The organism is Parabacteroides sp. AF48-14 (assembly GCF_003477465.1).
GTDB lineage: Bacteria > Bacteroidota > Bacteroidia > Bacteroidales > Tannerellaceae > Parabacteroides > Parabacteroides acidifaciens.
Window position 1 is genome coordinate 73,675 of record NZ_QUDI01000003.1, and the last position, 16,724, is coordinate 90,398.

10 protein-coding genes and 1 pseudogene are annotated in these 16,724 nt (G+C 48.8%); 8 read left to right on the plus strand and 3 right to left on the minus strand.

The features are described from left to right. The first annotated feature begins 1 nt into the window (after position 1). The 7 genes and pseudogenes from DW083_RS02440 (at position 2) to DW083_RS02460 (ending at position 9,445) form a co-directional block, all read left to right on the plus strand. Positions 2 to 1,456, plus strand: coding sequence for a PD40 domain-containing protein (locus tag DW083_RS02440; protein WP_122331306.1), 1,455 nt, complete (start codon positions 2 to 4; stop codon positions 1,454 to 1,456). A gap of 19 nt (positions 1,457 to 1,475) precedes the next feature. After that, complete coding sequence (locus DW083_RS02445) at positions 1,476 to 2,030, plus strand: DUF3332 domain-containing protein (RefSeq protein WP_122331307.1); 555 nt, start codon at positions 1,476 to 1,478, stop codon at positions 2,028 to 2,030. Between the two features lie 115 nt (positions 2,031 to 2,145). Further along, a pseudogene (locus DW083_RS02450) lies at positions 2,146 to 5,520 on the plus strand (glycoside hydrolase family 2 TIM barrel-domain containing protein). 386 nt (positions 5,521 to 5,906) lie between these two features. Continuing rightward, on the plus strand, positions 5,907 to 6,323 hold the full coding sequence (locus tag DW083_RS23510) for an ATP-binding cassette domain-containing protein (RefSeq protein ID WP_370038593.1): 417 nt from the start codon (positions 5,907 to 5,909) through the stop codon (positions 6,321 to 6,323). Next, the gene (locus DW083_RS23515; protein WP_370038617.1) at positions 6,272 to 7,108 is read left to right on the plus strand and encodes an ABC-F family ATP-binding cassette domain-containing protein; all 837 of its coding nucleotides are present in this window, start codon (positions 6,272 to 6,274) and stop codon (positions 7,106 to 7,108) included. Before DW083_RS23510 ends, DW083_RS23515 begins: the two co-directional genes overlap by 52 nt. Beyond that, positions 7,069 to 7,518 carry an ATP-binding cassette domain-containing protein gene (locus DW083_RS23520; RefSeq protein WP_370038595.1) on the plus strand — a complete coding sequence of 150 codons (450 nt, stop codon included), beginning with the start codon at positions 7,069 to 7,071 and terminating at the stop codon, positions 7,516 to 7,518. Before DW083_RS23515 ends, DW083_RS23520 begins: the two co-directional genes overlap by 40 nt. Positions 7,519 to 7,522: 4 nt before the next feature. Continuing rightward, the gene (locus DW083_RS02460; RefSeq protein WP_122331308.1) at positions 7,523 to 9,445 is read left to right on the plus strand and encodes an LTA synthase family protein; all 1,923 of its coding nucleotides are present in this window, start codon (positions 7,523 to 7,525) and stop codon (positions 9,443 to 9,445) included. A 6-nt stretch (positions 9,446 to 9,451) separates the two neighbouring features. Here DW083_RS02460 and DW083_RS02465 read toward each other — a convergent pair whose 3' ends face one another. The 3 genes from DW083_RS02465 to DW083_RS02475 are packed head-to-tail and all read right to left on the minus strand — an operon-like array spanning position 9,452 to position 14,421. Continuing rightward, a complete protein-coding gene (locus DW083_RS02465; RefSeq protein ID WP_122331309.1) occupies positions 9,452 to 9,928 on the minus strand; it encodes a toxin-antitoxin system YwqK family antitoxin in 477 nt (158 codons plus the stop codon). Positions 9,929 to 9,933: 5 nt separating this feature from the next. Continuing rightward, positions 9,934 to 11,577, minus strand: coding sequence for an Ig-like domain-containing protein (locus DW083_RS02470; RefSeq protein WP_122331310.1), 1,644 nt, complete (start codon positions 11,575 to 11,577; stop codon positions 9,934 to 9,936). Positions 11,578 to 11,622: 45 nt separating this feature from the next. After that, positions 11,623 to 14,421, minus strand: a complete 2,799-nt coding sequence (locus tag DW083_RS02475; RefSeq protein ID WP_122331311.1) for a TonB-dependent receptor — start codon at positions 14,419 to 14,421, stop codon at positions 11,623 to 11,625. 247 nt (positions 14,422 to 14,668) lie between these two features. On the opposite strand from DW083_RS02475, the gene DW083_RS02480 reads away from it, so the two are divergent. Next, positions 14,669 to 16,705, plus strand: coding sequence for a HAMP domain-containing sensor histidine kinase (locus DW083_RS02480; protein WP_122331312.1), 2,037 nt, complete (start codon positions 14,669 to 14,671; stop codon positions 16,703 to 16,705). Positions 16,706 to 16,724: the final 19 nt, after the last annotated feature.

Here is a 16,724-nt window from a genome sequence, read left to right on the forward strand (position 1 = left end):
TATGGCACGATACATAATATTATATACACTTCTTTTCTTAACAGCCTGTCAACCCGGACGTGTTTCACCGGACAGACAGACCGACACCAGCCCTGTTCTTTTTCCGGATTATACAGACGTAACATTTCCCTGCAATATAGCTGCACCTAACTTCCTGATAACAGAAGAAGGAGAAGCCTTTTATACCGAAATCGGTTCTGAAGGACAGGTATTCTTCTCCCAAAAATCCCGGAATGCCAATGTCCGTATCCCCGCTGAAAAGTGGAAAGCCCTGACTACAGCAACGGCAGGAAAAGAGTTTTACATCCGTATCTGCGTCCGGCAAGAAGGGAAATGGATACAATACAAAGATATCCGGAACACGATTTCAACAGAATCGGTCGATCCGTATTTAGTTTACCGCCTGCTATATCCCGGGTATGAGCTGTGGAACGAGATGGGGATTTACCAGCGCGACCTGACTTCGTATGAAGTAACTCCCATCATCGAGAATAAATCCGCAAAGTCAGAATGTATGAACTGCCATACTTTCTGCCGGAATAATCCGGAAACAATGATGTTGCATATCCGGGGAAAAGCCGGTGGAACAGTCATCTCCCGGAATGGGAATGTAGAAAAAGTAAACATAAAGAAAGAAGGGATGAACAACGGCGGTACGTATGCCGCCTGGCATCCGGAAGGACGATATATCGCTTATTCTGTCAATGAGATCCAGCAATTCTTCCATTCTACGGGGAAAAAGCCTATCGAAGTATCAGACTTGGAATCGGACCTGATCGTATGGGATTGCGAAACAAATCAGATGATTACTGATTCCCTTATTTATGGCCCGGAATGGATGGAGACATTCCCGGCCTGGAGCCCGGACGGGAAAACACTTTATTTCTCCCGGAGTAAAGCCATTACTCAACAAACACCACTGGACAGTATTTATTATGATCTGTACAAAATATCATTCGATGCGCAAAACAGAGTCTTCGGCAAGCCGGAATGTGTTTACAACGCATCAGCCTTGCATAAAAGTATCTCTTTTCCGCGGGTATCACCGGACGGGAACTATTTAATGTTTACTTGTTCCGATTATGGGAACTTCTCAATATGGCATCCGGAAAGCGAACTGTATCTATTAAACCTGCAAAACGGGAATATCCGGAACATGCAAGAAGTAAACAGTGATAATGTCGAGAGTTTCCATACCTGGTCATCGACCGGAAAATGGTTTGTGTTCAGCAGCAAACGTATAGACGGGCTTTGGGCACATCCATTCATTGCTTTTTTCGATCCGAAAACAGGGATTGCGGGTAAACCTTTCATGGTTCCTCAAAAAGATCCTGAGTTCTATAAAACATTTACCAAAACATTCAATTTACCGGAACTTATCATAAATCCAGTTACAGAAAACGAACACAGCCTCAAGCTAATCCGAAATAAATTACTATCTTCGTCCCCAGATTAACTGTAAACATTAAATATTCATGAAGAAAAAAAGCTTAACATTATTGGTGGCAACGACTCTTGCCAGCAGTGTATTATTCTCATCATGTATTGGATCATTTGGATTGTCCAATAAACTGTTGGATTGGAACAGAAACATCGACAGTAAGTTTGTGAACGAGCTTGTATTCATCGCATTCTGGATCGTTCCGGTTTACGAAATCTCTGCATTGGCAGATGTTTTGGTCTTAAACTCTATCGAATTCTGGAGCGGCAGCAACCCTGTTGCTGATGCCGGCACAGTAAAGACAATCGAAACAAAAGACGGTACGTATGCGATCGAGACAAAGAAAGACGGCTATCATATCCAGAAAGAAGGAGAAGAAAAAGCGGTTGATCTTGTCTTCAACGAAGCAGACCAGAGCTGGAGCGTCGAAGCAGACGGCGAAGCAACCAAATTGCTGCAGTTCAAAGGTAATGACGAAGTTGTCATGTTCCTGCCCGACGGTAAGGAAATGAATGTAGAACTGAACCAGGCCGGCGTACTTGCATTCAAGCAGGTTGCTGAAGGCTATTCTTTCTACGCCGCAAGATAAAACAGGTGAAAGTTAAAAGGTGAAAGGTGAAAGTTGGGGGTCGATGATTCAAAAACTTTCAACTTTCACCTTTCAACTTTCAACTATTAAGTGCTAATCTAAATTAAAAATGCATATGAAACACGTGATCAAGAAAACAATGTTCGCAGGAGCATTGAGTTGCTTCCTCTTGGGCACCGCGTTGGCAGACAATGCGGTTAACCAGCCGGCGAAGCTTATTGGCAGGACATACAAGTCGTTGCCGTCAACAAAGAGGCGCCCCGCTCCTCTTTCATGAGCTATGGAGACCGCGCCACAGCTCTCACCTCCCGATATGAAAAAAGTCCTTTCTATTCCTTATTGAACGGTACGTGGAAATTCTATTTTGTAGATTCATACAAAAAGCTCCCGGCCAATATCACAGACCCTTCTGTCAGCACTTCCGACTGGAGCGACATCACGGTTCCGGGCAACTGGGAAGTACAGGGACATGGCACTGCCATCTATACCAACCACGGATACGAGTTTAAGCCGCGTAACCCGCAGCCCCCGCTCTTGCCTGAAGCAAACCCGGTGGGTGTTTACCGCCGCGACTTCGAGATTCCTGCCACTTGGGACGGACGCGATGTATATCTGAACATCGCCGGAGCCAAATCAGGCTTATATGTATATGTAAACGGCAAGGAAGTCGGCTATAGCGAAGATTCCAAGAATCCGGCCGAGTTCCTGATCAACAAATACCTGCAACCGGGTAAGAACGTCCTGACACTGAAAATCTTCCGTTGGAGCACAGGCTCCTATCTGGAATGCCAGGATTTCTGGCGCATAAGCGGTATCGAACGCGACGTATATCTGTGGTCGCAACCTAAAATCGCCGTGAATGACTATCGCGTCGTTTCCACACTCGACGATACTTATACAAACGGTATCTTCCGTCTGGCAATGGATATCAAGAACCATTCCGACAAAGTGAAGGACATCGACGTTACATACGAATTGTTGGACGCAAAAGGCAATGTGGCTGCTACGGCTGAGAATAAGCTGTGGGTGAGCCCGAACACGATTGCGACAACTTCATTTGAAAAAACATTGGATAATGTAGCAACATGGAACGCCGAACATCCGAACCTGTATAAACTGTTGATGACGATCAAGGAAGACGGCAAAGTAACGGAAGTAATCCCGCAAAACGTCGGTTTCCGCCGCATCGAAATCAAACAGATCGACCAGATTGCAGGCAACGGCAAGCCTTACACCGTGCTGTTGTTCAACGGACAGCCGATCAAGTTCAAAGGCGTGAACATCCACGAGCACAATCCGCTGACCGGCCACTACGTTCCGGAAGAGCTGATGCGTAAGGATTTCGAGCTGATGAAGCTGAACAACCTGAACTCTGTCCGCCTGTGCCACTATCCTCAGGATCGCAAGTTCTACGAACTTTGTGACGAATACGGATTATATGTGTACGACGAAGCCAATATCGAATCGCACGGTATGTATTACAACCTGCGCAAGGGCGGCACGTTAGGAAACAATCCGGAATGGCTGAAACCGCACATGGACCGCACGGTAAATATGTACGAACGTAACAAGAATCATCCGTCCGTAACGATCTGGTCATTGGGCAACGAGGCTGGAAACGGCTATAACTTCTATCAGACTTATCTATATATTAAGGATAAAGAGAAAACAATGATGGGCCGTCCGGTCAACTACGAGCGTGCACAGTGGGAATGGAACTCCGACATGTACGTGCCGCAATATCCGAGTGCAAAATGGCTGGAAGAAATCGGCAAGAACGGCAGCGACCGCCCGGTGGCTCCTTCCGAATATGCACATGCAATGGGTAACTCCACGGGTAACCTTTGGGACCAGTGGCAAGCAATCTACAAATACCCGAACCTCCAAGGCGGTTATATCTGGGACTGGGTGGACCAGGGCATTCTTGTCAAGGATGAAAACGGAAGAGACTATTATGCTTATGGCGGCGACTTCGGTAAGGATATGCCGAGCGATGGGAACTTCCTTTGCAACGGTATCGTAAACCCGGACCGCACGCCGCATCCGGCTATGGAAGAGGTGAAATATGCCCACCAGAATATCGGTTTCGAGGCTGTGGACGCTGCTAACGGCGTATTCAAGGTTACAAACCGTTTCTATTTCACAGGTCTGAAAGATTACATGATCAGCTACACGGTCAAGGCAAACAATAAAGTGATCAAGAGCAATAAGATGTCGCTCGACTTAGCTCCGCAGGCTTCACAGGAAATCACGGTTCCTGTAGAAGGATTGAAACCGGAGGCTGGCGTAGACTATACGGTTAACTTCGTTGTAACAACAACTAAGCAGGACGGTGTAATTCCTGCCGCATACGACATCGCACAGGATCAGTTCGTATTACCTGTTACAGCCGAGAAAACGGCTTACAAGGCAGGTGGTCCGAAGCTCGCCGTATCAGAAGAAGGAGATGCCTTGAAAGTGACCTCATCCAAAGTAAACTTCGTATTCGACAAGAAAGCCGGCGTCGTCACCTCTTACAAAGTGGGTGGCACGGAATACTTCAACGAGGTTTCGGTATCCAGCCGAATTTCTGGCGCGCACCGAATGACAACGACTACGGAAGCGGCAACCCGAAACGTCTCGAAATATGGGAAATCTCCAGCCGTAACTTCAACGTAACAAGTGCGACAGGCGAAATCGTCGACGGCAATGCGATCGTAAAGGTCGACTACAAACTGCCGGCCGCAACCAGTTCCTGGTAACCTATAAGATCTATCCTGACGGTGTCATGAACGTGGCAACCCACTTCACTCCGGCTCATCTGGATGGCGTGAAGATCGGTATTTCCGAATCGACTGCAACGGCGACTTTCTCACCGGGCCGTAGCAATGTCAGCGAACGCGACAAGATGGTTGTTCCGCGTATTGGTGTACGTTTCCGCCTGCCGGTGACAATGGATCAGTTAGAATATTTCGGCCGTGGTCCGCTGGAAAACTATTGGGACCGCAAAGCCGGTTATCCGATCGGACAGTATAAGAGCACGGCAGAAGCACAATACTTCCCCTATGTACGCCCGCAGGAAAACGGCCATCATTGCGATACACGCTGGATCTCATTGGGTGGCAAGGGTAAGAACCTGTTGATCGTGGCAGACGACGAAATGGAATTTAACGCCATGCGCAATTCCGTAGAAGATTTCGACGCCGGCAAGACGACAAACCGTCCGTACCAGTGGAACAACTTCACACCGGAAGAGATTGCCAACCGCCCGGAAATCGGTCCGTACGACAAACCTCGCCAGACACATATCAACGACATTACACCGCGTAACTTCGTTGAAGTATGTGTTGACCTCAAACAACAGGGCTTGGCCGGTTATGATAGCTGGTATTCACGTCCCGAACCTGAATACACCTTACCGGCAGACCAGGAATACAAGTGGGGCTTCACTTTGATCCCGGGCACAAATGCCAACGGTGCACAAAAGAAAGCAGGTTACAGCTATAAATAAAGCAACCTTGCTTAAACCATACTAAAAGCTGCCTCCGGTTCAACCGGAAGCAGCTTTTTTCTTTTTCATAAGGCATTTTCCTCTTTTTCATTCATAAATGATGATTTATCGGTGCGTCGCTATGTTTATATTACCGGACGCAGATTTCGCAGACGACGCAGAGGAACGCAGATCATTTATTGTTTTAAAAGAAAATAAGTCTGCGTTCCTCTGCGTAATCTGCGCCCGTCTGCGTCCGGTAAATACGAGCAAACACACCGTTAAATCAGCATTTATTGTTTCAAATATGCCAAATTGTGAGTCAACGGAAGAATGTATCAATAGGGCGTAACGTATATTTTTTGTACCTTTGCACACTCGATAGCAAATTAATAGGTAAACAAGATATGATAACGGTTAACAACCTGGACGTACAGTTCGGGAAACGCATCCTTTTCCAGGATGTCAATATGAAATTTACACCGGGCAACTGCTACGGTATCATCGGGGCTAACGGCGCCGGTAAATCAACATTCCTTCGCGTGATCAGTAAGCAACTCGACCCTACACGTGGGACGGTATCATTGGGGCCGGGCGAACGCCTGTCCGTATTGAGCCAGGACCACTTCGCATTCGATGAATATACGGTAATCGACACTGTGCTGATGGGACACACGACCCTTTGGGATGTGATGAGCGAAAAGAACGCCCTCTACGCCAAACCCGATTTCAGCGATGCCGACGGTATCCGCGTGTCGGAACTGGAAGAGAAATTCGCCGAGATGGAAGCTGGAACGCCGAGAGCGACGCAGCCGCCTTGTTGAGCGGCTTAGGTATCGCGGAAGAATTTCACTACACGCTGATGAAGGACATGAGCGGTAAGCAGAAAGTACGTGTCTTGCTGGCACGCGCCCTCTTCGGACAACCCGACAACCTGTTGCTGGACGAGCCGACCAACGACCTCGACCTCGAAACCGTTATGTGGCTCGAGAACTATCTGGCGAACTTCGAACACACGGTGTTGGTAGTCAGCCACGACCGTCACTTCCTCGACTCTGTCTGTACACATACGGTGGACATCGACTTCGGTAAACTGCAAATGTTTGCCGGAAACTATAGCTTCTGGTACGAATCCAGCCAGTTGGCACTCCGCCAGCAACAGAACCAGAACAAGAAGGCGGAAGAGAAGAAAAAGGAGTTGGAAGAGTTTATCCGCCGTTTCAGCGCCAACGTAGCGAAATCCAAACAGACGACCAGCCGTAAGAAGATGTTGGAAAAACTGAACATCGAGGAAATCAAGCCGTCTTCACGCCGCTATCCGGGCATCCTGTTCACTCCGAACCGCGAACCGGGCAACCAGATTTTGGAGGTGAAGGGACTGACGAAATCCATCGACGGCAAAGTGCTGTTCAAGGATCTGAACTTCAACGTAGAAAAAGACGACAAGATCGTGTTCATCAGCCACGACCCGCGTGCGATGACCGCCCTCTTCCAGATCATCAACGGAGAAGAGAAGGCCGACGCGGGAACTTACCAGTGGGGACAGACCATCACGACGACCTACCTGCGTTGGACAACTCCGCCTACTTCAACTCGGACTACAACCTGATCGACTGGTTGAGTCAGTTCTCACCCGACACGAACGAAGTGTTCCTGAAAGGTTTCCTCGGCCGTATGCTGTTTTCCGGCGAAGAGCTGTTGAAGAAAGTAAGCGTCCTGTCCGGAGGTGAAAAGATGCGTTGTATGATTTCACGCATGATGCTGACGGATGCCAACTGTATCATCCTGGATACGCCGACCAACCATCTGGACCTCGAATCCATCCAGGCGTTCAACAACACATTGCAGTCATTCCGTGGAAACGTCTTGTTCTCCAGCCATGACCACGAATTTATCCAGACGGTCGCCAACCGTATCATCGAACTGACACCGAACGGCATTATCGACCGTATGATGGAGTATGACGATTATATCACCGATCCGATGGTGGCAGAGCTGAGAGAAAAGTTGTACAAATAGTCTTATGAAGAAAAGAGTCCTGTTCCTCCTCGCTCTGTTTATCATCTGGTTGCCGATGTTGGCGATCCAGAAGCCGGTGTTCATGCTGTATCATCATGCCTTAGCGAACGGATGTTCGCTAAGCGATTACCTACGGGTAATCACACACGGGTTACTGCTGGACTGCACGATAACCGGGTATCTGACAGCGTTGCCGTTGCTGATGACGTTAGTGTCGGTATGGCTGCCGGGGAGGTTTTACAGGAAACTGCTGAAAGGCTACTTCGGAATTATGGCCATACTGATCGCAGCTATCTTTGCGGTAGATGTGGCGCTGTACGGTTACTGGGGGTTCAGGCTGGATGCAACGCTTTTCTTCTATCTGCAATCGCCCGGCGATGCGATGGCGAGCGTTCCGATGGGGCAGTTCTTCAGCCAACTGCTGATGTTCATTGTCTATGCATCCGGAATATACTGGCTGTTAAAACAGTTTATCGTGCCGCTCTTTCCCGAAACGCCGGTACGGAGGCGGTTAGGGGGAAGCCTGATTGTTCTCTTATTGGGCGGAATACTCTTTATCCCGATACGGGGAGGCGTGACGACTTCGACTGCGAATGTGGGAATGGTCTATTTCAGTAAGAACCAATTCCTGAACCATTCGGCGATCAATCCTTGCTTCAGCCTACTTGCATCGCTCAGCAAACAGCAAGATTTCGCGGCGCAGTTCAATTTCTTCCCGGAGGAGGAACGGAGGGAGATAATGGGAAGCCTGTCCCCGCACTCGATGCGGGGTCGCACTGGGACAGACCTTGTTGAGACGGATTCACTGTCCGCGTCTTTGCGATCCCGCATCGAGTGCGGGAACGAGAAAGGTGATACGATACCGAAAGTCCTTCTGAATACGCAGCGTCCGAATATCCTGATTGTTATTATGGAAAGCTTCTCGGCGAATGTTGTCGGGGCTGTCGGTGGCGATTCTACCGTTACACCGAACCTGAACAGGCTCAGCAAAGAGGGAGTGCTTTTCACGAATATGTATGCAAGCTCATTCCGCACGGACCGGGGAATCGTGTCGGTGTTGAATGGTTACCTGGCACAGCCGACCACTTCCATCATGAAGTATCCGGCCAAGAGCCAGACACTGCCGTCTATTGCCCGAAGCCTGACAAACGAAGGATATGTAGCCGACATGCTGTATGGCGGAGATATCAACTTCACCAATATGCAAAGCTATTTCTTCAGCTCCGGTTACAGCCGGATCACGGCAGACCGCGACTTCCCGCTCACCAGCCGCCTCAGCAAATGGGGAGCGAACGACGACGTCACCTTCCGCCATTTATATGAAGATATCAAGAGTCGTGATAGCCAAAAGCCCTGGCTAAGCACCTTCCTGACGCTTAGCAGCCACGAGCCGTTTGAAGTGCCTTACCACCGGTTGGATGATATGGGACTGTATGCGAACTCGGTTGCCTTCACAGACAGTTGCATCGGTAACTTTATCGACAAGCTGAAAGAGCTGCCGGTATGGAAGAACACGTTAGTTATTTTCGTCTCCGACCACGGATATCCTTATCCAAAAGATGTGGTCAACTACGAACCCCGCCGCTATCATATCCCGATGTTATGGATCGGCGGTGCCGTGAAAAATCCGGTCGTCATCGACAAATATGCCAACCAAACAGACCTTGCCGCCACGCTGCTGAACCAATTAGGGATCGGGCACGACGCCTTTACCTTCAGCCGCAACGTGCTTAGTCCCGATTATCCCGAATATGCCTTCTATACCTATTCGAACGGCTTCGGGTTTATCGACAGCACCGGCATCTCCGTCTACGACAATGAAGGGAATAAGCCTCTGATCGAAACGCCACGTGAAGGTAGCGACCAGCGTCTCCGCAAAGGGAAAGCCCTGCTGCAAACGTTGTATGACGATTTAGGCAGCAGGTAACTACATCTATTCTTCCTGCTTTTCCTCGCTTATCAATTGACCGTCATCATCCCAGGTACGCCAAACGCCGCTTTTCTTTCCTTTGGTGTAGAACATCTCGAAGCGGAGGATGCCTTTGTCGTTCCATACACGCCAGGGACCGTCTTTCTGCCCGTCTTTATAGGTTGCGATACCGGTTAGCTGTCCGGCTTCGTTGTAGGTTCGCCATTCTCCGTGGAAGATACCATGATAGTAAGAACGGACTTCGGCAATTTTTCCGTCGGGATAATAAATCACATACGTTCCTTCGGGCCGACCGTCTTTAAGGAAAAGCTCCATCTTCAGCATACCGTCGTCATAGAACTCGGTGTAACGACCGGTATAGGGGCTGGTTTGCGTTTCGTCTGTGTAGTACTGGCCTTCGTTAAGGAACAAGTCCTGCGCCTGGATTGCCAGGGCAGAACTTGCCAATAATGTTGATGTTAATAATAACTTCTTTATCATATCTATTAATATTCAGTATTCTGAGGATCAAAGTTAGCCCAACCTTTTGTCCAGTCGTTTGTTCCGTCGAAAGCGCCTTTGTAAGTTACCTTTTCAAAGAAGCTGTTGTTCAGGACTGCATCGGCAAAATCAGCACCCTGTACGGCAGAAGCCACTACGGAAGAGTAATCGCCGTCTTTAGAGATGATTGCATTGGTTGTTTCCAAGATGGTGTTGTTCATGCCTGCACGGTTGAAGAAGTTTTCGCTGAACTTTTCATCATCATAAAAGTTGCTCCACATACCGGCAAGAATAACATTCTTTACGATCGCACCATCGTTAGCAGAACCTTTCTTATCTGTTGCACGCAATCCGTAAGGCCATCCCGTGAATACGGAGTTATAAACATTCAGGCTTGTGTTACGACGCAGGTGCATAGCAGCCTGGAACTTACCGCCTTTGGCACCATTTGCAGCATCGGCAGTTTTAGCTTCAACTTCAGCCTGTGTCTTGTCAGACACTTTGCCATAGAACGGGCCGATCAGGGTTACGTTAGAAAAGACAGGTTTAGTAAGCGGAGTATTGGAAGAACCGTCACCATCGTTATCAGATTCAAAACCGTTGGAATCGGATGTATCGGCAATATCCTTATCACGTACGCTCAGCAAGAACTGCAAGTTACCACTGTAACCGAAGTCAGTATCGAAATCATCATCCCAACCTTTATAAGCAATCAGGTGCTTTGCATTCACCGTACCACCGAACCATTCGTATGAATCGTCATTTGAATAAGAAACCTGAATAAACTCAACTTCCGTACCACTACCAACGCCACCGAAAGTCAAACCATTAATTTCCTTATCCGGTTCCAGAGGATAACCGGCAAACTCGATACGAACATATTTCAGCTTACCGGAGCTTTCACCATTAAACTCATCAGAAGTCGTATTACCGTACGGCGTATCAGGACCACCTTCAATAGTAGGACGAGTCACACGATTCACGCGTGCATTACCACAGATAATCAAACCACCCCAGTCACCTGTCAGACGCTGTCCGGCCGGTTTATCGGAAGTAAACACAATCGGTTTCTCAACTGTTCCGACAGCCATAATCTTAGCCCCCGGCTCGATAATCAGGGAAGCAGCTTTTTCACCCGGATTTACGGAAATACCTTTAATAACAGAACCTGCTTCGATCGTCAGGGTTGCACCCGGTTTCACATATACAAACCCTTTCAGGAAATTCTTGTCGGCTGCATTAAGCGTAAGATCAGAAGTGATATTACCTTCCAGAATCACTTCTTTGGAAGCCGGAGCATCCTTAGAGACTGTTACCGTAGAAGTAGCCGTCTTACCGCCATCCTTAGTTGTAGCTGTAATTGTTGCAGAACCTTCGGCAACACCCGTTACCTTACCGGCGTCTACCGTTGCGATCTTGTCATCGGAAGAAGTCCATGTTATTGTTTTCTCCGCAGCATCAGAGGGAGTAATTGTTGCAGACAATGTGACCGACTCGCCAACCTTAACTGTTGCAGTTGCCGGACTCACAGAAACGGCTGAGACTGCCACAGGCTTGCTGTCGTCATCGTCGTCACTACAAGAAACTGTTCCAAACATCACGGCCATCGTAAACACAGAGGCCAAACCTTTTAAAAGAAATCTGTTCATAATAAAAACATTTTGTTTGTAATAGAAATATTATTCAATTAAACTTCAAAACTTAAGAGAGACGCCGACATTGATATCCACTCCCGGACGGAAGCTGCGGATCAACTGTTCACGTTCGCGCTTGCCTCCATTTTCGTCTGTCAGTTTCACGAACTGCTTGTACTCGACTTTGGAGTTCAACATATCCTGGATACCCGCCTTGATCTCGACAACCTTGCCGATCTTCTTCGAGAAAGTCAGGTCCAACGAATTGCGGGGCATTTCATATATATCGGGTATATCTTCATTCTGGTTCTGCATCGGAACACCGACCGACTCGATGCGCTTACCGATCCGGTTATAGAGCAGCGAAGCGGAGATCCCTTTGTCATCATGCTGGTAGAAAAGTCCGGCATTGACCAGATAGGGAGACTGTCCCGCCAACGCACGGTCGCGTTCAGGCGCTCCTTTCTCAAAACGGACGCGGCTATGGATGTAAGCGGCGTTGCAGACCAGGCTCAGTCCCCGCAGGCCGATAAAGTCCAGATTCTTCTTCACGTCCAGTTCCACACCGAAGGCTTCGGCGTTCTTCGCATTATGATAGGTATATTGCAAACCGGAACCGGCTTCGTTGTAGGTTTCCTCGATCGGGTCTTTGAAACGCTTATAGAAACCGCCGATCGTAATCATCTCGCCGGAGGCAGGATAGAACTCATACCGCAAGTCGATATTGTCGGCATAGGCATTCTTCAGTTCCGTATTTCCCACAATGTTCGCATCCCGCTCGAAGTTGAAGTACACATAAGGCACCACCTCACGAAACTCCGGCCGGTTGACCGAACGGCCGTAAGCGGCACGTACCAAATGTTTCGGCGACAGGTTGTAAGCCACATTGAGAGATGGGAAGAAGTCCGTCGTCTTGTTATCCAGATGAACCGGTGTCGTACCATCTGAACTGTATCCGTCCATCTGTAACCGGTAGTATTCCATCCGGACACCGATATTGGCATTCAGTACCTCCCCGTAGTTCAGCTTGACGGAGACATAGGCGGAGCCAAGCATATTGTCGGACGTATAGGAATCGCTGTTCGTCGTCGTCTCGCGCATCCAGATCTTGTCTGCCGAGATGTTCTCGTCGGTGAACAAACCAGTATAGTCCCAGTCTGCATACCGGTCATATCCTTTACCCAACAGGTTGTAACCGAAACGGCGTGCGTCGAACGTACGGCTCTTATATTCTCCGTAGATACCTCCGTTGAAAACAGGGGCGAACATATCGGACACCACGAACTTATGTTCATAGTTTGCCGCTAACGACGCACTGTGATCCTTCAGGTCCTGATAGTAGCGCATCGGGTCGGATACGTAGTAGTCCGGCTTCTCCGTCCGGTTCTCATCAAGAATGGAGTTCACGATCTTACGGTCCGGTTCGCGATAGGAAGCGAAAGCGTAGCCCGCTGTCCAATCCACTTTATTGATATTTTCCTGCAAGGTATGGGTACCACTGATCTGACCGGAGTAAGTCGTACGCCCGGTATAGAGAGATTCCCATTTGCGGATATTCTTATCGGAATAATAGTTCACCCCTTCCCGCTGTGTCAGGGCGGAAACACCGCGCTGGTTGAAGAAGTTGCGAAGTTCATATTTGTTGTTGCCTTTCAGAAACGACCAGTTGAAGAGGGCGCCTATCTTGGAGGTGTTCTTATAGCGAATGTCATCGTACTCGAAGCGGGGCCGGGAGGCATCGTTCTTCACGTCGTAGGCAATGAAGTTGTTGTTTACCGTCTCCAAATAATCGTACTCGGTACTCCAGTTTACGTTCGTGATATTCCCGATCTTCCAGTCACCCACGTTATAAGAACGGTGCGCCGTCAGTGATATCTTCTGGTCGGGAATGGCAGTAAACTTGTCGATTCCCCAACGCTGGTTGATCTGCCGGGTAAAGGCGGCGGCCTCTTCCGTCGTGTGTTCCCCCAAGTGGGCAGGGAAAGAAGAAGGCAGGCTTCGCACGCCAGCGCCGAACCCGAGGTAATCCTTCCACGTCCCATCCGTCAACCGGAAGTCGCGGAAAGTGGCATTCGTATTGAAACCCATCTGGTAGGATACATTAAAGGTATTCCCGTCCGGGATATTCTTCGTCATCACCTGCACAAAACCACCGGAGAAATCGGCAGGCAGTTCGGCTGACGGACTCTTGTAGACCATCATATTGTCGATCAGCGAAGAGGGAAGCACGTCGAACGAGAATGCCCGGCTATCCGTCTCGCTGGAAGGTGTAGTCGCATTGTTGAGCCATACGTTGTTATAGCGTTGCGCCAGTCCGCGCACGACGACGAAGCGGTCCTCCACGATCGTGATCCCAGGAATACGTCGAAGCACTTCGGCTGCATCGCTATCCTGCGTCTTACCGATCTGTTGGGCAGAAATACCGCTCACGACGGGAAGGCTTTTACGTACGGTATTGATGATAGCGGTTTCCGTCCCTAACTTCCGTTGTGCCACGACCACCACGTTTTGCAGTTGCAGGTCGGCATCCGAGAGTTCGATCCGGAGTACCGATTCCTGGTGCGCTTTCACTACCACATCTTTGATTGTTTCCGATTTATAAGATACATAAGACGCTACTAAGGTATATTTCCCCGGTTTGACATTCTCGATCCGGAAATTACCCTCCACATCAGCAATCGCCCCTACCGTCGTCCCTTCGATCACAACCGAAGCACCGATCAGCGCATCCTTATATTTAGCATCCGACACCGTTCCGCAGATAACACCTGTCTGCGCCCAGGCGGACAGTGAGAGGACACAACCCAACACCAGAAGAAAGAACGACCTGCCGTTCCCTGTTTCACCAATACGTCTCATTCCTTTTAATACTTGTTACATTTATTTGACGGCAAAAGTAGAGCAGGTATATTGCAAAAGAATGTAAACCTTATTACAATGCTAAAACAATTATTACAATTCGTTTACATGCTTGCCCAATCCGAATTAGTCGCTATCTCTGCGAAGAGCAACAAATCTCCCTCCATATTATTCCCCTTTACGCCATAATCCGGATTTCTTTATTATCTTTGCCTTGATTTTCAACATACTTACAATCAACTCTTGAATGAAAGCCAACATAACAATCATACTGTTTCTCTGCTGTTACTGCCAGATGCTACTGGCCAATGAAAACTTCTTGAAACAACGTCAGGACAGCCTTAGCGCCGCATTAAGCAAAACGACGAATCCAAAGAACCGTATTGAACTGCTGAAAAAGCTACATGAAATAAAACTCGACACACCTGCCTCCCTGAAATGGATACAGGAAGCCCGGACAGAAGCCCGGAAAATCAATTTGCAAGAGGAGGAAGACTGGGCGATACGTTCCCTGACGATCTACTATTATAACGCCGGAAAGCTGGACAGCGTCATCCATTATGCTGCACAGGCCGACTCGCTCGCCAAGGAAATGGGAACACGGACTAAATATTACTACGAAACACAAGCTGTGCTATGCCAGAACCTGTTATGGGCTGGACAACAGGAAAAAGCATCCGATATAGCGATCCGCCTGTTCAAACAGGCCAAGGAAGATAATAATACGGGAGGCATCGTCAGCCTTAGTGAAACCCTTGGCCTTATTAACCAGCAGGTCGGACAAGATAGCATTGCCGTCACATACATGACGGAAGGTCTGGAACTGTTGGCCGGGATTTCCAGGAAATACGGGCGTGCAATCCAGATTCTGAACGGCATTATCGAATCGGAACTACGGTTACAGCGGTTCGATGACAGCCGGAAACACATAAAACTGCTGCAAGAATACCTAATCAAAAGAAAGGAAAGTACCGCCTCTTTTTCATACGGCTGCAACTACTTACTGTCCGAAGCATATTATATTAACCTGAACGTGCAGCTTAAGAATGCAGCCGAGGCTCATAAACACTATCTGTTAGCCCAACCTTACGAAAAAGATATAGACGACGATTTCGTAAAACACTTTTACGAATACAGCCTGGCCGCCTACTACAAATTAACAGGGCAGTTCGTCCAAGCGCTGGATATGATCGACCGTGTACTGGCCATCAAAGTCACTCCCGAAGCGATGAAGCTCAAAGCCGAAATACTGTTCGACAAGGGAGATACCCGAGAAGCCGCCATCCTGTACCGCAAGGCGCTCGAAGAAAACGAGAGCCGGAACGTCGAAACATTCATACGTCAGATAAGCGAACTCCGTGCCATCCACGATATGAACCAACTGGAACTGGAGGTAAAAGAACTGCGCGTCAAAGAGCTCGAGCTGGAAGCCAAACAGCTACAGCTGAAGTGGACGATCGCCTTGGCGACACTCTTCTTCTTCATCTTGATATTGGGTACCGTCATCTACTCACACACCAATAAGCTGAAGAACGAGTTGCAAAAAGACAAACAGGCCTTGCTGAGCTCGGAAGAAGCACTGCGCATTGCCCGTGACCATGCCGAGGAATCGGACCGCCTGAAAAGCCTCTTCCTCTCCAATATGAGCCACGAGATACGCACGCCGCTGAATGCGATCGTCGGATTCGCACAGCTGCTGGATATCGAAACGGAAGAGGGGGACGAGCGGAAAGAATATACGAAGATCATCATGGACAACTCCGCCCTGCTGCTCAACCTGGTAAATGACATCCTCGATATCTCGCGCCTCGAATCGGAACGCTACCGCTTCTCCTTCGCCGAAGAGAATTTGGCGGAGTGTTGCCGGGGAGCACTGACGAGTACGGAACATCGCGTGAAGCCCGGTGTGGAACTACGCTTCTCCCCCGAAAGCGAGGATTTCGTACTGTACACGGACAAGCTGCGCCTGCAGCAAGTGTTGATCAACCTGATCGGCAATGCGGCCAAGTTCACCACAGATGGCTTTATTGAACTGGCTTACACGGTAGATAAGGCAAAAGGCTTGGTCCGTTTCACCATCACAGATACGGGATGTGGCATACCGGCAGAAAAACAAGACACCATCTTCGAACGTTTCGAGAAGCTGAACGAACATGTGCAGGGTACGGGATTGGGACTTTCCATCTGCCGGATCATTGCCGAAAGGTTCGAAGGGGAAGTGACGCTCGACAAGAAATATACCGGTGGCGCACGCTTTATCTTCACGCATGCTCTGACCCGGTAGGATTCCGGAAAGGCGGCTG